We start from the raw sequence: 21,508 nt of genomic DNA, 5'->3' as shown, positions 1-21,508 counted from the left end.
TTTTGTCAGAGTCTTGATGAGTTTAAGGAAAGCCCCTTAAAAAAAAGGGGCTTAAAATCTCCTATTTTTCTATTTTGTAGATTTTTATATTATCTATATAAAATTCAGGTCCGGCTTCTATGCAAAAATAACCTGCTTTTTGCATACCTTTGTCATTGTCTACTATATCTATAATAGGCGTATTATTTGCATATACTTTGATATTACCATCTTTTAAAACTATCTTGACATGAGTCCATCCATTAATAGGTTCCACACCTTTTACTGAATTCTCACCAATTTTCATTTCTGTATTACCTGCTACTTTTTTAACATTAGCATACCCAATCTGATTTACTTCAATTTTATATGCTATAAAAGGTTGTTTGTGCACCCTTAACAGAAAGTTTACTGTTTCATCTTTATAGATTTTATTTTGAGCCCTAAAATCAGCCTCAAATACCAGATTTTTCAAGGAAAGATTCTCATTACATGCTATTCCTCCACGGGGCTCTAAAAATAGAACCTTTGTTATAGCTTTATTTATCCCTACAGATGTTGAAACACTACCTTTTCTACCTTTAAAGTTACCAAAAGGTAATGCCTGTCCTACACCGTAACTTTCAAAGTCTTCAGAGAAAACAAGTTTAAGATTTGATGCTGGTTTTTGTGTTGCTTGAGTTGCTGCTGTGGCTCCTGCACCAGCACCGGCAGTAGCTGCTCCTGTCGTCTGTGCTGTAGGTTTAACAGGAAGTCCTTTTGCATTGTATCTGTAATAGCTTTCAGGAACATACTTTTCTATCGCTTTAACTGCATTGTCTATAAGCACCATTACAGCCTTTTCCATAGGTGTGTTTTTGTATACTTCAAGACCTCCCCCCAGAGGTATTGTCCCTAGCAATCCCCCTCCAAGTCCTCCTACATTAAAACTTGAAGCTTTTCCTTCAACCCTTGTTGAATTTATTATTCTTCCTGTTCTTACATCTATAAGTCTAATGACAAGCGCTATATATGCATCTTCTTTTCCAAGTTTAACTCCACCAAGAATAGGAATTTTAGGAATAAGACCACCAATACCACCTTTTATTCCCCCTGCATTTGGTTCAAAAGCAACAATTGAACCGACAACAAGTATATCAGCACCTTCCAACATTCCCGGTTGTGGGGCTTTTCCCGGTTGAACCAGACCGGACTGACCAAGTTCAAGCTCTTCTTTTATAGCTCCCAGACCTTCCCCTCTTTCAAGAACAATAAATTTTCCTGTCTTTACAAGGGCATCAACAAGCATATCCCTGATACCTTCTCCTATACGGCCACTACATTTAGCTGCTTTACATTTGAAGGTTGCAACAGCAATTCTTGCTTTTGGCCCCTCGTATTTTACAGCTTCATTAAGATTTTGTTCAGTTGTTTGAACTGATGTTGTTGACACTCCTGCACATCCTGTTAAGTAAGCCACAAAACCGATAAATAAAGTCAAAATTGAGATTTTTTTAATCAGATTAATCATAATTTTTCCTCCTTAACCCTGTCCTATCAATAAATTTACTGATTTTTTAATAAAAGGCAATAAGGTTTTTAGCCTATAACAGAAAATATAGAGGCTATATTTTTGAAAAAATCCTGTTGATGAATTTTTATTGAGTTGTTCTGAAGAAGAGCTGATAACTCAGGATTCATCCCGATTTTAAATAACAAATCTGGATTTTCAATCTCCCAGATATATCCTTCATCATATGGCTCAAGGATATATTCATCATTTATTTTGAGAATATCATCTGTAAAACTAAAATTCAGACTTATATCTCCTGTGTTTCTGTATATAACCAGCTCCAGATTTAATTTATCCTGAAAATCTACAGCTATACTTTTAATCTCAACATAACCATCATTTATATTGAATTTTACCTTATCCCATATCTGTATCTGGAATTGGGGATAGTCAATAAGAATAGATATATTGTTTCCCAGTCTGTTAAAAACCAGATTTTTAACTTCCATATCTCTCCTCTGCAAGTGCTAATGCTCCAAATGCTCCGCTGTATTCCCCAAGTTCTGCTTTTTTTATCCGGCAGGAGGCAAAGGGAATCGAAAATGCTATTTTTTTCAGATTTGCCACTGCCATATCTATAACTGCAGGATAGTTTTCCGGGATACCTCCACCAATAACAACAAAATCGGGGTTAAATATATGAAGAATATTCATAAGACCAATTGATAAATATTCTGAAAATTCTTCCAAAGCCTTCATTGCATTAGTATTTCCTTCATTTGCAAGAAGAATAATTTCTGAAGACTCAAGTTTTTTGTCTGTGTGGAAAAAATAAAATCTCTCAAGTCCGTAGGAAGATACATAAGCCTCTAAGCAGCCTTTTCTTCCGCAATGGCATTCCCAACCGTTTATATCAATGGTTGTATGGCCTATCTCCATTGCTGTCCCTGAAACGCCATCAACAAGCTTTCCATTAATAACAAGACCACCGCCCAGCCCTGTTCCAAGGGTTAGGCATACTACTACTTTTCCGTTTTTGGCAGCTCCATATTTATATTCACCGAAAGCTGCTGCCGAGGCATCATTTTCCACTATAACAGGAATTTTAAATTTATCTTCTACTAAGGATTTAAGATTAATTCCTTCAAGAAATTTAAGGTTAGGGGAATCTTCTAATTTTCCGGTTTCCTTGTTTACAAGGCCTGCAACACCAATCCCAATTGCTTTTGGATGAAAATTTTTAATCAGTTCTTCTATTTGGGACAGAATACTATCTATGTTTCTTTCTGTGGGAACTTTTCCCTTTTTTATATCCTGTCCTGCCTTTCCACAGTATTTTATAAATGTTCCACCTATATCTATTCCTAATATACTCATACCCTTTCTCTAAGCATTGCTGTCATTATTTTTAACATTTCAGGCATGGCTTTAGGGTCTGTGGCTGTAATTAGGTTCCCATCAACCTCAACAGGCTTTCCTGTATATATTGCACCTGCATTCTGGATATCGTCTTTTATTGAGAAAAATCCTGTAACCCTTTTCCCTTTTATTATTCCGGCAGAGATTAAAGCCCATGGACCGTGACATATTGCACCTACAATTTTTCCTGCTTCATACATTTTTCTGATAAATTCAATTGTTTCTTTATCTCTTCTAAATCTATCAGGGGCATATCCCCCGGGAATAAAGACTGCTATATATTCATTTACAGTATCAGGATCAACTCTATGGGAGGAATGAAAGACTAAACCTTTTTTACCTTTAAACTCTCCAACTCTTGGTGCAAGAACATCAACAATATATCCTTCTTCTTTAAACCTGTAAAAAGGATATATGAACTCAACATCTTCTACAAAATCCTCAAGTAAAATAGCAACTTTTTTTCCATCCATGGCTATTCCTCCTATTGTATATGGGCTATTGTAACACCCATTCCTCCTTCATTATAAGGGGCATCTTCGTAGCTTATTTTATATGGCAGTGTATCCAAATACTCCCTAACTGCTTTTCTCAGTATACCAGAACCATAACCATGTATTATTCTAACTGTCGAAAAGCCTTCTGTTATAGCCCTATCTATAAACTGCTCCAATTCTTTTATTGCCTCTTCTTTTGTTTTTCCAATCAGTTTAATCTCAGGCTTAAATGAACTATTCTTTTTTCTACTAAAATTAAATTTAACTTCTGTTTTTTTCTTTTTCTCTACTTTCTCAAGGTCTGATTTTTTTGTCCATATTTTTATACCGTTAAAGTTTACATGGACTTTGTTCTCTCTTACAGATATAACCTCTCCTACAGTGCCTTTCCCTTTTAGACGAACAAAATCTCCTATATCTATATCCTGAGAAATTTCTTCTTCCTGCTCTTTTAGAGGCAAATTTTTATGCTCTTTTAAAAACTGCTCAAGATTTTTTCCGGATTTTGTTGTTTTTAATTCCTGTAGTATCTGATATCCTTCTTCTCTAAGCTGTTTTAGATAATCTTCAGCCTCTTTTTTTACAGTTTCCCATCTTTTTTCTTTTTCTTTTTGAAGTTCTTTTAGGAGTCTGTCGTATTTTTCCTTTTGCTCTGATAAGCTATTTTTTAGCTGTTCAAGTTCCTTTAATTCCTCTTCATATTTTGCCTTATAAACTTCAAGCTCTTGAATTGCCTTTTCAAGTTGGAGGAATGTTTCATCTATATATTTCCTTGCAATATCCAGAACCTCTTCATTAATTCCAAGTTTTTCTGCAATATAGAATGCCATACTTTCTCCGACAGAGTTGTAGTGAAGGGTATATGTTGGTGAAAGTGTTTCTTTATCAAATCCCACCGAAGCAACTTCAAAATAATCATCAGAAAGGGCAAAAATCTTAATCTGTTTGAAATGGGTTGTTGCCATTACATAGGCATTTAATTCTTCTATTTTATGAAGTATTCCAATACCTATTGCTGCACCTTCATCCGGGTCAGTTCCAGGAATAAGCTCATCAAGGAGTAAAAGGCTTTTCTCTCCGGCTTGCTGGAGTATTTCTTTGATATTTTTTATATGGGCTGAAAATGTGGATAAATTCTGCTCTATTGACTGCATATCTCCGATATCTGCAAATACCCCTTCAAATACAGGAATTTCACTTTCTTCCTCTGCAGGAACAGGAATTCCGGATTGCACCAGTAATGCTGATAAGCCTGCTGTTTTAAGGGCTATTGTTTTTCCTCCAGTGTTGGGCCCCGTAATGATTAAACCTTTTTTCTTTTCTCCTAATCTAAGATCTATTGGTTTAAATTCTTTTCCCATAAACAAAAATATAGGATGTCTGACCTGTTTTAAGTCCATCCTATCCTTAAGCTTTGGAAATACACAGCTGAACTCTCTGCTGTATTTTCCTATTGTGTAAAGAAAATCAAATTCTATAATAGCCTGATATGTCCTTGAAATGTGCTGATATTTATCCCTGAGTATATCTGTTATAAATTTCAAGATTTTCCTTATCTCAATATGTTCCTGCAATTTCAGGTCTGAGAGCTTATTATTTAGCTCTACAACGCCAACAGGCTCAAGATATACCGTCTGTCCGGAAGATGACCTGTCCTGAATAATACCCTGAATTTTTCCTGCAAAATTATGCTTAACAGGAATAACATATCTATCCCTTCTTATTGTGATAATCCTATCCTGCAGAACATCTGCAAATTTTGAGTTATTTAATAGCTTTTCAAGAATTGTTGTGATTTGTTTTTCAACCTCTTTTATATTCTTTCTGATGTTATAAAGGTCTCTACTGGCTGAGTCCTTTATCATTCCTGATGGGTCTATGCTATCTGTAATAATTCTTTCCATTTCCCGTGAAGAATAAAGGTCTTTGTATATAATTTGTAGTTGCTGGGTTTCTTTTATGTAAGGGGATAAAAAGTTTTTTATATCCCTTGATATTTTTAGAATACTGCCTATATCCAGTATTTCCTGTGGAGAGAGAATACTCTCTTCTATTGAAAGTAGTTCAAGGGCAGTATCCACTTCAGGAAATTCAGAAAGTGGAAAATATCCTGCATGATTAAGAATATTTAAAAATTCCTGTGTTCTGGTAATTCTGTTTTCTACAGGATATTTATCTGTTGCAGGTTTTAGTCCTTTTATTTTCTCTTTTGTTTTTTCATTTGGGGTAAGTTGTGATAGATAATCAAGGAATTTAAAATATTCCAGTGTTTTCAGGTCTTCTGTTCTTTGTTGAACCATTGTTTTCAAATTTTTCCATAACCTCCAATAATTTATAACTGACAGAAAAATAGTATCTTTTGAGATAAATTTCAATAGCTATTTTCTGTATTTTGCAGGGTCTACATTATATTTTTTTAGTAATTTTTGCAGGGATTGTCTTTCTATATTTGCCATTCTAGCGGCTTTTGAGATATTTCCATTTGTCATAGAAAGCAAAACCCCGAGATATGTTTTCATAAATTTTTCCATATACTGTTTTTTAGCTTCTGAGTAACTTAACGGGAATTCCGAAGTACCTTTTATTTCAGGGTCTATATTCTTAATATCTATAGGTTGTCCCGGTTCAGTTAGCATACAGGCTTTATATATCATATTTTCCAGCTGCCTAACATTTCCCGGCCAGTCATACTCAACTAATATTTTTAGAGCCTGCGGAGTTATTCCCTTTACATCTCTGTTATATTTTTCATTAAATTTCTGGATAAAATACTCAACAAGTAGTGGAATATCATCTTTCCTTTCTCTAAGCGGCGGAATTTCTATTTTGAAACCACCTATTCTAAAATACAGGTCTTCTCTGAATTCTCCCTTTTTGACCATCTCTTCCAGATTTCTATTTGTGGCAGCAACTATACGAACATCTATTTTTCTTGTCTTTTCCTCACCAATTCTTCTAACTTCTTTTGTTTCCAGAAATCTCAGGAATTTGGCCTGCATATCATAGGGTATTTCTCCTATCTCATCTAAAAATAATGTTCCACCGTTAGCCTTTTCTATTAACCCTGCACTGTCTTTATTAGCCCCTGTAAATGCACCTTTTTTATATCCGAAAAATTCAGCTTCCATAAGCTCAGGTGATATATTTGCACAGTTTACAGGGATAAATGGCTTGTCCTTTCTGGGACTAAGTTTATGAATAGCTTTTGCTACAAGCTCTTTTCCTACGCCACTTTCACCATAAATCAAAACAGTATTATCAAACAAAGCTATCTTTTTAATAAACTCAATTATATTTTGCATTAATGGATTTCTTGTAATGATAAAATCAACCTCGGCTTTAACAACTTCAAGCTCTTCTTTAAGCCTTTGATTTTCTTTAAGAATCTGGGCTTTTTCAACAGCTTCCTGTATTAATTTCCAAACAGATGGGTCATTAAAATCAACAGGTTTTGTAAGATAGTGAAACGCTCCTTCCTTCATACATTCAACAGCATTCTGTATAGTGCCATAAGCTGTCATTACAATAAAACTTGTTATTTTATTAAAAGTTCGGAGTTTTTTTAAAAATTCCTCCCCTGTCATTTCAGGCATACGCATATCAGATATAATCAGGTCATATAATTCCTGCTTTGCTTTTTCCAGTCCTTCCACAGCACTGTTTGCAGTATCTACAGAATAGCCTTCGTCTTCTAATATTATCTGAAATGAAGTAAGAATATCTTCTTCATCATCTACCAGAAGAATTTTACCCTTTTCCATATTAGTCCTCTGCCAAAGGTAGTTTTACAATAAATTCTGTTCCTTCATTTTCCTGACTTCTTACTTCAATCTCTCCTCTATGGTCTTTAATTATTTTACTTACAACAGAAAGACCAAGACCTGTTCCTTTTTCTTTTGTGGTAAAAAATGGGTCAAATATATGTTCTATCATATCTTCGGGAATTCCAGGACCGTAATCCTTTATAGATATAACGGCATAATGTTCATTTTTACTGAGTTTTATATCTATTTTTCCTTCATTGTTCATCGCTTCTATTGAGTTCATTAACAGGTTGATAAATACTCTCTGAAGCGCAGTTGCATCTCCATAGGTATAGATGTTTTTGTTTAATCTTTTGCTGATTTTTACTTTTCTTTTTAAATTTTCAGGCAAGGCAAGGTCAAGAGCGGAGAGTAGAATTTCCCTTAAATCCACCTTTTCTATTTTGTAATAAGAAGGCTTGGCATAGTTTAATAATCTTGTGATAATATCTGACGCCCTTTGACTATTTTTTTCTATTTTCTCAGAAAGCTGGATTATTCTGTTATCATTAAGAGTCTTCGCCCTTTTCTTAATTGCAAAAGCTGAAGCTGCAATAGCTGCCAGTGGATTTTTAATATCATGGGATAAACCTGCTGCCATCTTACCAATAACTGCATGTTTTTCTGTCTCAAGAAGCTGTGCTTCTAATTTTTCTTTCTCAGTTATATCTTCAATAATTAGAACAATATTTTCAGGATCTTCAAAATCTCCTGATATCAGGGGAAGGGCTTTTACCCTATAAATTGAACCTTTTTTACTGATTGATGAAAGCACTGTATCTATTGTTTTTCTTTTCTGGATTACCTCCTTGAAATCCTTTTCAAGGGGCTGTAACTCAGGTATTAGGCTAAATATATCTGTATCTGGCTTTTGTCCCACTATGTTTATCAGGGCTTTATTGGCCTTTTCAATTCTAAAATCTTTATTTACAATGGCAATTCCAATATCCACAGATTCAAATGTTTTTTCAAGTAGTTCTTGAAGCTTATTAATCTCTCTAAAGTAGATTGTTTTTGTTATGGATATAGCAACAGAGTTCGCATAAGTGGATAAATATTCTATCTCTTTGGGCATTATGCCTTCTTTTTTATATACCCCTAAGACTCCTAATTTCCCTTTATCACTTTTTAGAGGAAGGAAAATATGTTTTTCATCCGGTGAGATTGTTATTTTTTCAATACTCTGGAATTTGTCACTTAAATAAGAATTTATATTTGGGAAAAATCCACTTTTTCTATAAATATTTTCCTCCCCTGTATCCACATAAACAACAACACCTGAATATCCCAAGTTATGTAATCCTTCAACAACCCTTTCAGCAATATCCTCTATTTTTGATGGTGAGAGGGTATAGTTACTTAGCTTAAAGATTTCCTTTAGTTTTTTGTATGTTATTTTAAGTTCATCATCAAGCTGAGCATACTGTTTTTGAATTTCACTGTTTATAGCCCTATCAACAAAATCTCTATATCTTCTTTTTTCTTTCTCAAGTTCAATATAAAGTTTTTGGACACTCTCTTTTATAAAGAACAAAGCAAATAAAATATTCAAAATATAAAAAACTTGATGACTTATTGGATAACTAAAGGCAACAGATAGAACAATCAAACCCCATAAGATAGTATCCGTTCTACTGTAATTTTTTTTGAACAAAAGGGGAAAAGCAGCAAATGGAACAACAAAATTCAGATATTCAGGCTTATAAAAAAAAATTCCCAGATAGGCAGCAAAAACCATTAAGTAGTATATAGATACATATCCCTTTAACTTCCAGCTTTTGTCAGAAAAAATATGTAGAAAAATAAAGTAAAAATACAGAATAAAAAGTGAGTTAAGCAGATTATGGTTTAACGGAAAGCTACTTAGGACAAAAATTGCAACAAGGGTAAAAAAACTACCTGCCAAATACTTAACATTCTTTAATCCTTTTTCTAAAAAAACAACCCCTATCAGAAAGGTAAGCCACGAAAATAACAATGCCTGCATTTATAGATATAACTCTGAAATCTTTAGTTTATATTTGTCTTCAATCTTTTTTAGTGTACCTTTACCTATAATATTTCCATTTACAAGGAGTTCAACATCCATTTCTTTATTCTTGGATAAAAGAATTTCTGAAGTTTCACCTAATTTGTCTATCTCAGATAGAGGTATTTTTTTGTTAAACAATCTTATGACCACAGGTAAAGATATCTGTGGTGATACTTGCTTTACAGAAGGTTGTTCTTTTTTTACCGGTTTAGCTTGTATATCAGGAAGTCTAACTACTATTCCATTTTCAAAATATTCATCGGGAGTTTTTATATTAAATGCTTTATCTCCAGGTTTAAGTTCTATAGTTTCAAGAACTTCTGTTTGAGGGTTTTCCGAACCAAATACCTCTTCAAACAGTTTCTCTCCCCAGTTAGAACCTTTAGAAAAAAGGAGCTTTACCAGCAGTTCTCCTTTAATAAAAAGAGTGTTTTTTCCGTCTGTTACAGCAAAATAAGATTCATTCAAAACTTGAGGAGTTTCTATATCTATAACCTGAATATCATCTACATCATTTGATAAAAATCTAATTATTGTATCTTTAATGATGGCCTCCTACCTTATTTGCTTTATAAATTCAGGTGTTATCTCTATTTCCTGACCGGAATTGAGCATATCTACAGAAATATTAATAGGTTTTGAAACAACTTCAAATGAAACTGGAAGCATATCCTTTAATTTCTTAACTTTCTTCTTCCCAATTGTTGTAGGCGGGGAAAAAACAAACGGTGATATATCAACAGCATCAACCATTGTTTTTTCAATTAACAAACTTATTTGGGTTGTTTTCCCTTTTATATCAAGTTTATATTCCAGTTTTACAAATTCATCTTCATAAAACTGGATAACAGGTCTATTTATTTTTCTAAAAGTGAAAGGAAAATCATTTTTTAGCTGGGAAACCATTACATCAGATAAATTATCAAGAAAACTTTGAATATTAAATTTATCATTCAATAGCTTATTCACATCAAAATTAAGATGCTGGTTTATTATATCCTCAATACTTTCAGAAGCACATACATATAGTCTGTATTTCTTTTCAACATCATATCCATTTATATAAAAGTTCTTCTCCGAAATTTGATTACCTACATACGAATTAAATGAAATAATATTAAACTGGACAGGGATATTTGATATTAAAAAGTTTTTCAAAGCATATTTATACTTATACGCCAGAAATTTATACTCTTCTTCAATTTTTAAAGAAGGTGTAGTATAATCTTTCTCTGCTTGAGGAGAGCTATAAACTTCTCTAAAGAGGGCGTCTAACTCCTCTTTAGAAACCTTGTATTTCATCATCCCCCTCTTAGAAAATTCCTTAATTATAATTATATATGATTTTTTATAGGAAGGAAGGGTGAAAATAGAATTTTTTTCAGATAAAGAAAAATGGCTTTCCGGGTATAAATATATAACCATAAATAAACCCGTATATAGGGCTATTTATAAAAGTAATATATTAATCATTAATAATAAAATTATAAAAACAACCAATCCTTTACCAATACTTGAAAAACTTATCCTGAAAAACAAACTCTTTGCAGCAGGTTTTATCTCCTATGATTACAAAAAGCATTTATTCCCTGAAAAATCCCATAAGAAAGATGATATCGGATTACCTGAAATTTACATGATCTTTTTCAAAAATTTTGAACCTCAACTAAAAAAAGAAAAAAAACACTCCTCACTAATAAAAAAGATAAAATTCCCAGACAAAAACAGATTTATCAAAATGGTTCAAAAGGCCAAGAAATACATATCAGAGGGAGATATCTATCAGGTAAATCTCTCACACAGAATAGAAATAGACGGATTTTTCAACATCGATAAAATATTTAGAAATCTAATTAAATACCAACCTGCTCCTTATTTGATGCATATACAGGAAAAGAATTTTTCCCTGATATCAGGTTCAATGGAGCTTTTTCTGGAAAAAACAGGTAAAAAAATATACACAAAACCTATAAAAGGGACCCGTCCTGTCGGGAAAAATTACTACAACGAGCTTTTAAACTCAGAAAAGGAAAGAGCAGAAAATTTAATGATAACAGACCTTATGAGAAATGACCTTGGGAGAATAGCCGTTGCTGGCTCCGTTCATGTTGAGAAACTATTTGATATTGAGGAATATAATTCCTTGCTGCAGATGGTCTCCACTATATCTGCGGAAATAAATGAAAATACACTGTTTAGCCATATAATAAAAAATACTTTTCCTCCCGGTTCTGTGACAGGTGCACCTAAAAAAAGAGCAATCGAGATTATTGATGAACTTGAGGAACACAGAAGAGGAGTTTATTGTGGAATAACATTTTTAATCAAACCTAATCTTGATTTTGTATCCAGCGTAGCCATCAGACAAAGTATATTCAAAAAAAACAAAACCTATGTCTATATAGGAAGCGGAATAGTAGCCGATTCTGACCCAGAAAGCGAGTATCAGGAAACAATTTTAAAGGCAAAAGCAAATTTGCACGCAATGGGATTAAAACTTGATATTCTCTGAAAGGGCTTTTGTGGCTTTTAAAAGCTGCTTTTGACCAACTTTTGCATATCTTGCAGTTGTAATAGGAGAAGCATGGCCTAAAAGCTCCTGAATAATCCTCAATTCAGCCCCGGATTGCAATGCAATAGTTGCAGCTGTATGCCTGAGTTTGTGGGGATGTAAGGATAAACCGGCTCTTTTACCGATATTTACAATCATCTTCCAAAGAGAATAGTAAGAAATAGGAAATACCTGTGGTGAATTATTAAACTTCAGATACTCTATAAACAATTTCATAGGCTCTCCTGTTATTGGGACTTCCCGTTCTTTATCCCCTTTTCCTGTAACCCTGATATACATAATATCTTCTTCAGAAAAATCTGTGTTATAAATAGCATCAACATTAAAAATCTTTCCCTCTTTTTCCAGCAAAATATTATCCCGTTTTATCCCAAGCAGTTCAGATGCCCTAAGCCCTGTTGTAAGCATAATAACCACAATAACCCTTTCTGTTAATGTTTTTGTTGCATTTATAACTTTTTTAATTTCTTCATGGGAAAGGGCTGAAGGTATTTTCTGGGATATTTTCGGTCTATGGGAGCGAGTTATTGGAGAAGAGCTTACTATCTCTAAATCTATTAAATACTCAAAAAATGAGTTTATACATGCAAGTTTTCTTGCTATTGTTGAGGATTTTTTCTTATGGGATTGGAGAACCATTCTGAATTTTGCAATATCAGCCTTTGTTACTTTTTCTACGTCCTTATCCCCAACAATCTGAGCAAACTGTTTAAGGTCAGACCTGTAGTTTTTGATAGTATGCGGTGACTTATCAGATATATAAGACAAAAACAGCTCAACACATTCAGAAATTTTCACCTTGCTAAACCACCTTTAAATATTAAAATTTATAATACCATTAAAAAAATTTTTTGAGGATTTAAATGGGTATAGAAGCAAAACATTTACCCAGATATACGGTAGATGATTATAGGCAATGGGAAGGGGATTGGGAACTTATAGAGGGAACTGCCTATGCTATGGCACCGTCTCCTTTAGGAAAACACCAAAAAGTTGCCTTTGAAATAGGAAGACAGATAGCAAACCAACTGGAAAAATGCAATAAAAACTGTAAAGTTTACCCTGAACTTGACTGGATTATATCCGAAGATACTGTAGTCAGACCTGATTTAATAGTAATATGCAAAGATATAGAGGAATACTTAAAGGAAACCCCTGAAATAGTTGTTGAGGTGGTTTCAAAATCAACGGCATACAAAGATGAACATATAAAATTTGAGATATACGAAAGGGAAAAAGTTCCATTTTATATTCTGGCTTATCCGGATATTAAAAAGGTAAGGGTTTTCCAGCTTGTAAATGGAAAATTTGATAAATATTTTGATGGTGAAGATGGTTTTCTTGAAATTAGTTTAAAAAATGGTTGTAAGGCAAAAATAGATATAAAAGAACTTTTTGCATAATTACCCTTGCCATCTTTTATATAAATTGTGCTTTATCCCAAAACTATCCAGAACCTTCCCAACAACAAAATCAATCATATCTTCTATTGTTTGAGGCTTATGATAAAATCCCGGAGAAGCTACAGAAACAATAGCCCCTGCCTGTGTAATCCTTTCCATATTCTGTAAATGTATAAGAGACAAAGGCATTTCTCTAATAAGCAAATAAAGTTTTTTCCTTTCTTTTAAAGCAACATCACAAACTCTATGAATTAGATTGCTGGATATTCCATTTGCAATAGCCCCTAATGTTCCAGTTGAACAGGGAGCAACGATAACCCCTTCTGTTTGCACAAGTTTAGAGCCGCTTGCCACAGGGGCGTATATCTGATTTTGGGAGAAAAAAATACAGTTTTCAGGCAACTTTCTTAAAAATTCTTCCTTTGAAATATCCAATTCCTTTTCCATAACTGTAAATGCACTATTTGAAACAATAAGATTTACCGTAAAGTTTTCAGATAATACTTCGAGCAACCTGAGCCCATAAACAGTTCCACTTGCCCCAGTGATACACAAAACTATTTCCTTTTCCATACTGGAATAATACATATTTTTGAGTTGTATATCAATGGGATATAATAAATCTGATATATATAAGGGGGTAATATAAATAGAAAACTTAGAGCAATTTCTTCAACATTACGGATATATTGCCGTATTTGTAGGCACATTTTTGGAGGGTGAATTATTTTTACTGGTTGTAGGGTTTTTTATAAAAATGAAACTCCTTAATCCATATATTTCCCTTATATCTGCTATGGCAGGCGCTTTTTCCCATGAGCTTTTATATTTCTTCGCAGGGAAATGGAAAGGCCGCCAGATTTTATTACGAAACAGACATACCCGTAAAGAATACCGAAGGGCAAAAAAACTTTTGCAAAAATACGGTGTGCTATCAATTTTTATAATCAGATTTTTATATGGAATGAGAATTGTCCCTATGATGCTTATGGGTGCAACCGGATTTGGCACCGGAAAGTTTATATTCTTTAATCTAATATCTCTTTTCTTCTGGGCAGTAATATATCTATCTATTGGATACTTTTTTGGAAAAGCAGCAGAGCATTTCTTTGGGCAGGCAAAGGAATACTACTTTGCGGCAGTAGCATTCCTTATTCTTGTTCTATTTGTTGTTCTAATATATCCCAAATTAATTGACAAATGGAAAAAAGCTTAATTATTTAACAACTAAAACAGACTGATTTGCATATTTAACAAGGTTTCCGGCTGTTGTTCCAAGAAGCATTCTTTTAAATCCACCAACACCCCTATGTCCAACAACAATCAGGTCACAGCCGTTGTCATCTGCATAAGCCATTAACTCTTCTGCAGGTTCCCCTTCAAGAACTTTAGTGATTGCCTCAATACCATTTTGTTCAGCAAATTCTTTTGCTTCTTTTAGATATTTTTCTTCTTTTGTTAATTCCTCTTTTTCATACTCTTCTATTTCTTCAGGAGGAATATAATCTATAGCAGCAAATTCGAAAGGCCTTACAACACCTACAATATGCAGCTCACTCTCGCAGCTTTTTGCCAGTTCAACGGCTTTGTTAAGTGCTTTTTTACTTGCTTCAGAGCCATCATAACCGATGAGTATTTTTTTATAAGCCATTTCTGCTCCTCCTTAGATAGATAGACCTTATCTTTAGTTTATCATAGTGTTATGTAATCTTTAAAACAATCCCTGAACAGATTTCTCAAATTCCGTTTTTTCTTCTGCTGTTCTGTAAGCAAGGGCATAAAAATTTGACATAAAAAACAGCATATATAGATATATAAAAGAAAAAACAATAGAGATGTATAAATAATCTAGAATTAACAAGGCACTAAATTCATTTTCATCCAGTTTTGCCATGGCAGGAAATACAGGAATGAGAGAAATGAAAAATATGATACCTATGACTAAAAACACTAAAAAAGCTTTCAAAGAAAGAATAAAATACTTCAGATTGAAAATTACCTTTTTCAATTCAGAAGGAAAAACAAAAGCAAACATTGCTTTAAAGGCATCTTCAAAAGTTTCAGACTTTAAAGCAACCTTACCTATAATGTATGGGTACATATAAAAAATAATTGAAATAATGATTAAAAACGGCAGCATATACAATGCATCATAAAAATCTATATTACCTCCTGTTGCACCTTTAAGAGCAAGGAAAAATATAGGAAGAAAGGTCAAAATAAAAGAAATAACCATAATAATAATAAACCCGAGAAAAACAGCGGAAGCTTTAACTATTTCATCAAAAAGAAGTTTTTTAAATTCCAGTGAAGCCAATTTATTCTTATATTCCTGTCGTGAAGAACTTTCGTCAAAAATTTTTGCTATCTTCAAAGATACTGAAAAAAATACAATTTCTATCAGTATAGTAATATTTCCAATAATAGGAATAAAAGATATTATTGTTGTTCCAAACAATAGAAAAAATAAACTCCAGAATAATTTGGGTATACCAATAACAGAAAAAGCCCAGCTCCATGTTTCCTTAAAATTTTTCATCCCCCTCCCCTTTCCTGTTTACTTGACAACTATATTCAAAATTTTTCCTTTTATAAAGATAACCTTAACTATATTTTTACCTTCTGTCCATTTTTTGACATTTTCATTTTCAAAAGCAATATTTTTGACGGTTTCTTCATCTGCATCTGCAGGAACAGTTATTTTAGCTCTAACTTTACCGTTAATCTGGACAGGTATCTCTTTTGTTTTTTCTATTAAAGCCTCTTCATCTGGCTCAGGGAATTTTTGTTCAATTGTATAACCGGTATTCCCAATTATTCTCCACAGTTCGTCTGCAATAAACGGTGTAAAAGGGGAAAGCATCAAAATTAGATTTTCTATCGCTTCTTTTAACAGCTTTTTATTTTCTCCCTTATATGAAGTAAGTTCATTCATAAGCTCCATAATAGCTGCTATTGCAGTATTAAACTGGTATTCTCTGGTTATATCATCATTTACTTTTTTGATTGTCTGGTGGAGTTTTCTTCTAAGCTTCTGGTCTTCTTCTGATAGATTTTTAAAGTCTTCTTTTGAATAAGATACGCCTTTTATTTCTTCTGCTCTGTCATTTACAAAATTCCACACCCTTCTTAAAAACCTATGTGCTCCTTCTATACCGCTATCTGTCCATGCAAAGCTATTTTGAGGTGGTGCAGCAAATAGAGTATATAACCTGACTGTATCAGCCCCGTATTTTGCTATCATCTCATCAGGGTCAACTGTGTTATGTTTTGATTTGGACATTTTGTCTGCTTTTCCGTATTCCTCCTCAAGCTCTTTGAGTTTTTCCATAGGTAGCCCGAGTTTCTCAAAGAGTAACGTGGCATTATCGTTTATTGTTAAATGGTTTTCCTCAAGCCACTGTTTTATGGTTTTATCATCTGTTTTGTCTATATTATATTTGGCGAAAAGCTCTGTTAGAGTTGAATTCTCGGTGAGCCCTAATATCTCAAGGAGTTTTTCTATCTTTATCCATTTTTTTAGAACCATTCCCTGAGTTAAAAGCTGGGTAAATGGCTCTTTAACATCTACAAGTCCTATTTCTTTCAGGAATTTTGTGAAAAATCTTGAATAAAGAAGGTGAAGAACTGCATGCTCAATACCACCTATATATAGGTCAACAGGCATCCAGTAGTCTGCCTTTTCTTTATCAAATGGTGCTTTGTAATTATGAGGGTCACAGTATCTAAGGAAATACCATGAGCTATCTATAAATGTGTCCATTGTGTCTGTTTCTCTTCTTGCTGGCTTTCCACATTTTGGACAGGTTGTATTTACAAACTCTTCAACCTTTTCCAGTGGATTACCCATTCCTGTAAACTCAACATTTTCAGGAAGAACTACAGGAAGGTCTTTTTCTGGAACAGGGACTATTCCACAATCATCACAGTATATAACAGGAATTGGTGTTCCCCAGTATCTCTGTCTTGATATATTCCAGTCTCTAAGCCTGAAGTTTATAGTTTTTTCTCCTATGCCTTTTTTTTCAAGCTCCTGAGTGATTTTTTCTTTTGCTTCTTCTGAGGTTAATCCATCAAATCCATTGGAGTTGATTAAAATACCTTCTTCTGTAAACGCCTCTTTTTCGTAATCCCGTTCTCCTTCAACAGGCTTTATAACAGGTTTTATAGGAATACCGTATTTTTTAGCAAACTCGTGGTCTCTTTCATCATGAGCAGGAACAGCCATAATTGCTCCTGTTCCATATCCCCATAGGATATAGTTTGCTATCCATATTGGAACCTTTTCATTTGTTAATGGGTTTATGGCATATCTACCTGTGAAGACACCCTCTTTTTCATCAACGATGTTTCTGTCTCTTGTGGACATTGAGAGATATTTATTTACAAATGCTTCAACTTCTTCTTCATATTCTGTGCCTTTTGCAAGTTCTATTGCAAGGGGGTGTTCTGGGGCTAAAGCCATAAATGTAACACCAAAAATGGTGTCTGGTCTTGTGGTGAATACCTCTAAAACAGAGGTTGAGTCCTCTATTGGAAATCTAATTGTTGCACCAATAGACTTTCCTATCCAGTTCTTCTGCATCGTAAGAACAGCTTCAGGCCACTTTCCCTTTAGCTCCTCAAGGTCATCAAGAAGAACCTCAGCATAATCTGTTATTCTAAGAAACCATGAAGGTATTTCCTTTTGAACAACAGGGGTATCACATCTCCAGCATCTTCCCTCTATAACCTGCTCATTTGCAAGAACAGTCATATCATGGGGGCACCAGTTAACAACTGCCGATTTTCTGTAAGCTATGCCTTTTTCAAGCATTTTAAGGAAAATCCACTGGTTCCATCTGTAGTATTCTGGAGAGCAGGTTGTTACCTCCCTATCCCAGTCATAAGAAAAACCAAGCCTTTTAAGCTCTTTTCTCATATAATCAATATTTTCATAAGTCCATTTTGCAGGATGGACGCCGCTTTTTATTGCTGCATTTTCAGCAGGCATTCCAAAAGCATCCCATCCCATAGGGTGAAGGGTGTTTTTACCTTTCATTCTAAGGTATCTATTTACAACATCACCAATAGCATAGTTTCTAACGTGTCCCATATGAATTCTTCCTGAAGGATAAGGGAACATCTCAAGGACATAGAATTTTTCTTTATCTGGCTTTTCTTCTGTTTTAAATACATTGTTTTCTTCCCATTCTTTAAGAAGTTTTTCTTCTATCTGGGAAAAGTTGTATTCTCTGCTCAAAGAAAGTCCTCCTGACAATTATTTAGCCAATAAGATATTATAAAATATTTGTTATATTATTATCTTCAAATAACTATGGCGAGGTGAGAAATTGAAAAAAATTCTGGTTGTGTTTCTGTGTATATTCTCAATTACTTTCGCAGATACCCTGATTTTAACTAAAGGCAAATATGCAACATACATTCAAGAAGAAGAGTTTATGGTAGCTCAGGGAGAAAATCTGATTGGCCCGATTTCTATTCTTCCTATTGCAGATTACAATGCAATTAAAATATCTACAACAGGTGGTTCAACAATCAGCAGCTACATTCTGGAAAAAACTTCTCTAAACTGGAAAAAAAATCTCATAGGAAAACATGTAACAATTGAAGGAGAAGGCAGAATAATCAGAGGAGATGTTATCTCAATTAACGGCAAATACATAACAATAAACTCTAAAAAAGGATTTATAGTTACAACTCTACCTGAATTTCCTTCCAGAATATCCTCACCTGAAAGATGGGAAGAACTTTTCTCCCCTCAAATAACATTAAAAGTAAACTCAAATGAAGCAAAATCTGAAACATTCAAAATAAAGTATCCAATTCAGGGGATAAGCTGGAAAGTTCATTATATTCTTGATATAAGAGACGGGAAAAAATATTTAACAGGATATCTAATCATAGATAACAATACTGTAGTTGATTTTAGAAAAATAAATCTTATTATCTGGGAAATGAAAAATAAAAAATTTTCTGAAATATCTATACCTCCACACACAGAAAAAAGGATAAAAATATTACAAAGAGAAGTTAATCAGCGTATAAATGGTCTCATAAACGGAGAAGTTTCCGTTTATAAAAACGGTATATTTATCAAAAACACAACTTTATCTGCTGTCCTTCCATAATGGGAACGCTTTATGTTGTTGCAACACCAATAGGAAATCTAAAAGATATAACATTTAGAGCTATTGAAGTCTTAAAATCAGTAAATATTATAGCCTGTGAGGATACAAGGATAACCCACAGGCTACTTACCCATTACTCAATTACAGGAAAAAAACTTATTTCTTACCACGAACATAATGAAGAAGAAACAGCAAAAAAACTTGTTTCTTTGCTGGAGAAGGAAGATATAGCTCTTGTATCTGACGCCGGCACTCCCTGCATATCTGACCCAGGATACAGAGTGGTAAAACTGGCTTGGGAAAAAGGTTATCAGGTTGTTCCGATACCGGGAGCATTTGCAGGTGCTGTGGCATTATCAGCTTCAGGACTTCCGACAGATAGATTTTTGTTTGAAGGATTCCTGCCTAACAAAAAAGAAAAAAAACTAAAAAGGCTTCAGGAGCTTATAAATATAGGAATAACGTTTATACTGTATGAAAGTCCTAAAAGGGTTTTGAACACACTACAAAATATTAACGAACTTGCTCCTGAATCCGATGTTGTTGTAGCAAAAGAACTTACAAAAATCCATGAAAAATTCTTCAGAGGCAAACCTGCACAGGTTATACAGGAATTAAGCTCAAAAGAGGAATACCTGAAAGGTGAATTTGTTATAATATGCCATCCTGTTGTAGAAAAACAGATTGATATCGAGGAAATAGAAAAAACAATAAAAGAACTTATTTCTCAAGGATTAAAAGCTAAAGAGATAGCCAAAACAATTTCCCAGCAATACAAAATCCCTAAAAACCAGGCTTATCAAATAGTGATAAATATACCAAGATGACTTTTAGTTAATACAAAAATCCAAACAACCACAACGGTATTCTGTTTTTTGTTCCAACTTCTATATCATCTATTATCAAAAAGCTATTTTTTAGATTTTTTATCTGAGTTTGTTTTTTATTTTTTCCTCCTATCTCAAATATATATTTTCCATCAATCCTAATATCACCCTTTTTAGGATATTCAATCTGATGGTCTTCCCGAAGCATTGAAATTATAAATGTTTCTCTTATTGTTCCGATTTTAGGATTTTCACAATAACAATAATTCAGATTTGTGTTGTTCATATATATTTTTTCAGGTTTGGTAAAAATACTATCTCCTTTTTGAGAAGATTTTAAAATAAACAGAATATCTCCTCTATGTAGATAATCTATATATTTGTATAAAGTAACTCGGTTTATCTCTATTTTCTGAGCCAATTTGGATAAATTAAGTTCGTAAGGTTCTGAAACACATATCAGTTTTACTAACTTTTTTAACTTAATTAAGTTTTCAATTTCAATGTTAAAAACAAAAGGCAGATCCGTTTCTATTACTGTATTTATGATTTGTTCCAGTTTTATGTAATAAGTTTCTGGATTTTCAAAATAGAATGGATAAAAACCTTTTTGCAAGTATTCTTTCCAATACTCAAGGGGCTTTATGATTTTTGAAATTTCATAAGAAATATCAATATGATTCTCTAAAATTTCTTTAAGAGTATAGCTTTTAAATGAAACTCCAAGTTTTAATTCTAAAAACTCTCTATAAGACAGACCATTTACTTTATAAATTGCAGCCCTTCTGCTTAAATCACTTTTGGAGTGTTCCAATCTGATAGCTGAGGAACCTGAAAATAAAACTTTCAGATTTAAAAAATCATAAATTTGCTTTAAATGTTTTTCAAAATCTTTATATTTATGAATCTCATCTATTACTAAGACTTTTCCTCCAACACTTTCAAAATATTTTGCGAACTCAAATAGAGAAATATCACTGAATTCTATACTGTCTGCTGATATATAAAGTTTTTTTGAAATCGGAAGCTTATTTTCTTTGAGATATTGTAAAAGAAATGTTGTTTTCCCAACTCCTCTTGCCCCGATAATACCAATTAATTTATCGTTTAGATTTATTTTTTTATAAAAATACCTTTTATAGCTAATATCAAATCTGGCAAGTAAACTTATAAATCTTTCCTGAAATAAACTAAAAATGTTTTCCATAATAAACAAATTATATCAAATTTTGTTTAATATAATAAACAATTTGATAATGGGTCAGAAAGCAGATATTTTTTCCTGAAAGTATTTGGGGAACAAATTTAAAAATTTATATACGAAATTTTAAACAAAAATAAAAGGGGCGAAGA

At 33.2% G+C, this 21,508-nt stretch carries 20 protein-coding genes; 5 read left to right on the top strand and 15 right to left on the bottom strand.

Going from position 1 to position 21,508, the window contains the following annotated elements; translation table 11 throughout:
* Positions 1–61 precede the first annotated feature (61 nt).
* The 9 genes from MVE07_RS03040 to MVE07_RS03000 all read right to left on the bottom strand — a co-directional run bounded on the left by MVE07_RS03040 (position 62) and on the right by MVE07_RS03000 (position 10,524).
* Positions 62–1,489, bottom strand: coding sequence for a CsgG/HfaB family protein (locus MVE07_RS03040; protein WP_297453809.1), 1,428 nt, complete (start codon positions 1,487–1,489; stop codon positions 62–64).
* 68 nt (positions 1,490–1,557) lie between these two features.
* A complete protein-coding gene (locus tag MVE07_RS03035; RefSeq protein WP_297453806.1) occupies positions 1,558–1,980 on the bottom strand; it encodes a hypothetical protein in 423 nt (140 codons plus the stop codon).
* Positions 1,970–2,848 (bottom strand): ROK family protein, encoded by an 879-nt coding sequence (locus tag MVE07_RS03030; RefSeq protein WP_297453803.1) that lies wholly within the window; start codon positions 2,846–2,848, stop codon positions 1,970–1,972. Before MVE07_RS03030 ends, MVE07_RS03035 begins: the two co-directional genes overlap by 11 nt.
* On the bottom strand, positions 2,845–3,363 hold the full coding sequence (locus MVE07_RS03025; RefSeq protein WP_297453801.1) for a type 1 glutamine amidotransferase domain-containing protein: 519 nt from the start codon (positions 3,361–3,363) through the stop codon (positions 2,845–2,847). The genes MVE07_RS03030 and MVE07_RS03025 overlap by 4 nt, the downstream gene beginning before the upstream one ends.
* Before the next feature lie 11 nt (positions 3,364–3,374).
* Entirely contained in the window at positions 3,375–5,687 is a 2,313-nt protein-coding gene (locus MVE07_RS03020; protein ID WP_297453923.1) for an endonuclease MutS2, read from the bottom strand.
* A 78-nt stretch (positions 5,688–5,765) separates the two neighbouring features.
* A complete protein-coding gene (locus MVE07_RS03015) occupies positions 5,766–7,148 on the bottom strand; it encodes a sigma-54 dependent transcriptional regulator (RefSeq protein WP_297453798.1) in 1,383 nt (460 codons plus the stop codon).
* Between the two features lies 1 nt (position 7,149).
* A complete protein-coding gene (locus MVE07_RS03010) occupies positions 7,150–9,096 on the bottom strand; it encodes an ATP-binding protein (protein WP_297453795.1) in 1,947 nt (648 codons plus the stop codon).
* An 81-nt stretch (positions 9,097–9,177) separates the two neighbouring features.
* A complete protein-coding gene (locus MVE07_RS03005) occupies positions 9,178–9,690 on the bottom strand; it encodes a FliM/FliN family flagellar motor switch protein (protein WP_297453792.1) in 513 nt (170 codons plus the stop codon).
* Between the two features lie 87 nt (positions 9,691–9,777).
* Complete coding sequence (locus tag MVE07_RS03000; protein ID WP_297453790.1) at positions 9,778–10,524, bottom strand: hypothetical protein; 747 nt, start codon at positions 10,522–10,524, stop codon at positions 9,778–9,780.
* Positions 10,525–10,585: 61 nt separating this feature from the next.
* On the opposite strand from MVE07_RS03000, the gene MVE07_RS02995 reads away from it, so the two are divergent.
* Complete coding sequence (locus MVE07_RS02995; RefSeq protein ID WP_297453788.1) at positions 10,586–11,734, top strand: anthranilate synthase component I family protein; 1,149 nt, start codon at positions 10,586–10,588, stop codon at positions 11,732–11,734.
* On the opposite strand, the gene MVE07_RS02990 is transcribed toward MVE07_RS02995, so the two are convergent.
* The gene (locus MVE07_RS02990) at positions 11,714–12,592 is read right to left on the bottom strand and encodes a tyrosine-type recombinase/integrase (RefSeq protein WP_297453786.1); all 879 of its coding nucleotides are present in this window, start codon (positions 12,590–12,592) and stop codon (positions 11,714–11,716) included. The two genes, MVE07_RS02995 and MVE07_RS02990, sit on opposite strands and share 21 nt — an antisense overlap.
* Positions 12,593–12,657: 65 nt before the next feature.
* On the opposite strand from MVE07_RS02990, the gene MVE07_RS02985 reads away from it, so the two are divergent.
* Positions 12,658–13,197 carry a Uma2 family endonuclease gene (locus MVE07_RS02985; RefSeq protein ID WP_297453784.1) on the top strand — a complete coding sequence of 180 codons (540 nt, stop codon included), beginning with the start codon at positions 12,658–12,660 and terminating at the stop codon, positions 13,195–13,197.
* On the opposite strand, the gene MVE07_RS02980 is transcribed toward MVE07_RS02985, so the two are convergent.
* Entirely contained in the window at positions 13,198–13,770 is a 573-nt protein-coding gene (locus tag MVE07_RS02980) for a UbiX family flavin prenyltransferase (RefSeq protein ID WP_297453783.1), read from the bottom strand.
* A gap of 139 nt (positions 13,771–13,909) precedes the next feature.
* Between MVE07_RS02980 and MVE07_RS02975 the strand changes: the two genes are divergently transcribed.
* Positions 13,910–14,413: a DedA family protein gene (locus tag MVE07_RS02975; RefSeq protein WP_297453782.1), complete on the top strand. Its 504-nt coding sequence runs from the start codon at positions 13,910–13,912 to the stop codon at positions 14,411–14,413.
* On the opposite strand, the gene MVE07_RS02970 is transcribed toward MVE07_RS02975, so the two are convergent.
* The 3 genes from MVE07_RS02970 to leuS are packed head-to-tail and all read right to left on the bottom strand — an operon-like array spanning position 14,414 to position 18,439.
* Positions 14,414–14,848: a universal stress protein gene (locus MVE07_RS02970; RefSeq protein ID WP_297453780.1), complete on the bottom strand. Its 435-nt coding sequence runs from the start codon at positions 14,846–14,848 to the stop codon at positions 14,414–14,416.
* 60 nt (positions 14,849–14,908) lie between these two features.
* On the bottom strand, positions 14,909–15,736 hold the full coding sequence (locus MVE07_RS02965; RefSeq protein WP_297453778.1) for a hypothetical protein: 828 nt from the start codon (positions 15,734–15,736) through the stop codon (positions 14,909–14,911).
* Between the two features lie 18 nt (positions 15,737–15,754).
* Entirely contained in the window at positions 15,755–18,439 is a 2,685-nt protein-coding gene (gene leuS, locus MVE07_RS02960) for a leucine--tRNA ligase (protein WP_297453776.1), read from the bottom strand.
* Positions 18,440–18,530: 91 nt separating this feature from the next.
* Between leuS and MVE07_RS02955 the strand changes: the two genes are divergently transcribed.
* Together MVE07_RS02955 and rsmI are read left to right on the top strand one after the other, a co-directional pair.
* Positions 18,531–19,328, top strand: a complete 798-nt coding sequence (locus tag MVE07_RS02955; RefSeq protein ID WP_297453774.1) for a hypothetical protein — start codon at positions 18,531–18,533, stop codon at positions 19,326–19,328.
* Positions 19,328–20,155: a 16S rRNA (cytidine(1402)-2'-O)-methyltransferase gene (gene rsmI / locus MVE07_RS02950; RefSeq protein WP_297453772.1), complete on the top strand. Its 828-nt coding sequence runs from the start codon at positions 19,328–19,330 to the stop codon at positions 20,153–20,155. Before MVE07_RS02955 ends, rsmI begins: the two co-directional genes overlap by 1 nt.
* 7 nt (positions 20,156–20,162) lie before the next feature.
* Here rsmI and MVE07_RS02945 read toward each other — a convergent pair whose 3' ends face one another.
* Positions 20,163–21,362 carry an AAA family ATPase gene (locus MVE07_RS02945; protein WP_297453762.1) on the bottom strand — a complete coding sequence of 400 codons (1,200 nt, stop codon included), beginning with the start codon at positions 21,360–21,362 and terminating at the stop codon, positions 20,163–20,165.
* Positions 21,363–21,508 lie beyond the last annotated feature (146 nt).

Origin of the sequence: Persephonella sp. (assembly GCF_027023985.1) — a bacterium.
GTDB lineage: Bacteria > Aquificota > Aquificia > Aquificales > Hydrogenothermaceae > Persephonella_A.
This window is presented reverse-complemented; position numbering and strand designations above follow the sequence as displayed.

Bases quoted from the DNA above. Each gene is read 5' to 3' on its own strand.
- MVE07_RS03040 (WP_297453809.1), bottom strand. From the start codon at position 1,489: ATGATTAATCTGATTAAAAAAATCTCAATTTTGACTTTATTTATCGGT.
- MVE07_RS03035 (WP_297453806.1), bottom strand. From the start codon at position 1,980: ATGGAAGTTAAAAATCTGGTTTTTAACAGACTGGGAAACAATATATCT.
- MVE07_RS03030 (WP_297453803.1), bottom strand. From the start codon at position 2,848: ATGAGTATATTAGGAATAGATATAGGTGGAACATTTATAAAATACTGT.
- MVE07_RS03025 (WP_297453801.1), bottom strand. From the start codon at position 3,363: ATGGATGGAAAAAAAGTTGCTATTTTACTTGAGGATTTTGTAGAAGAT.
- MVE07_RS03020 (WP_297453923.1), bottom strand. From the start codon at position 5,687: ATGGTTCAACAAAGAACAGAAGACCTGAAAACACTGGAATATTTTAAA.
- MVE07_RS03015 (WP_297453798.1), bottom strand. From the start codon at position 7,148: ATGGAAAAGGGTAAAATTCTTCTGGTAGATGATGAAGAAGATATTCTT.
- MVE07_RS03000 (WP_297453790.1), bottom strand. From the start codon at position 10,524: ATGAAATACAAGGTTTCTAAAGAGGAGTTAGACGCCCTCTTTAGAGAA.
- MVE07_RS02985 (WP_297453784.1), top strand. From the start codon at position 12,658: ATGGGTATAGAAGCAAAACATTTACCCAGATATACGGTAGATGATTAT.
- MVE07_RS02980 (WP_297453783.1), bottom strand. From the start codon at position 13,770: ATGGAAAAGGAAATAGTTTTGTGTATCACTGGGGCAAGTGGAACTGTT.
- MVE07_RS02970 (WP_297453780.1), bottom strand. From the start codon at position 14,848: ATGGCTTATAAAAAAATACTCATCGGTTATGATGGCTCTGAAGCAAGT.
- MVE07_RS02965 (WP_297453778.1), bottom strand. From the start codon at position 15,736: ATGAAAAATTTTAAGGAAACATGGAGCTGGGCTTTTTCTGTTATTGGT.
- rsmI (WP_297453772.1), top strand. From the start codon at position 19,328: ATGGGAACGCTTTATGTTGTTGCAACACCAATAGGAAATCTAAAAGAT.
- MVE07_RS02945 (WP_297453762.1), bottom strand. From the start codon at position 21,362: ATGGAAAACATTTTTAGTTTATTTCAGGAAAGATTTATAAGTTTACTT.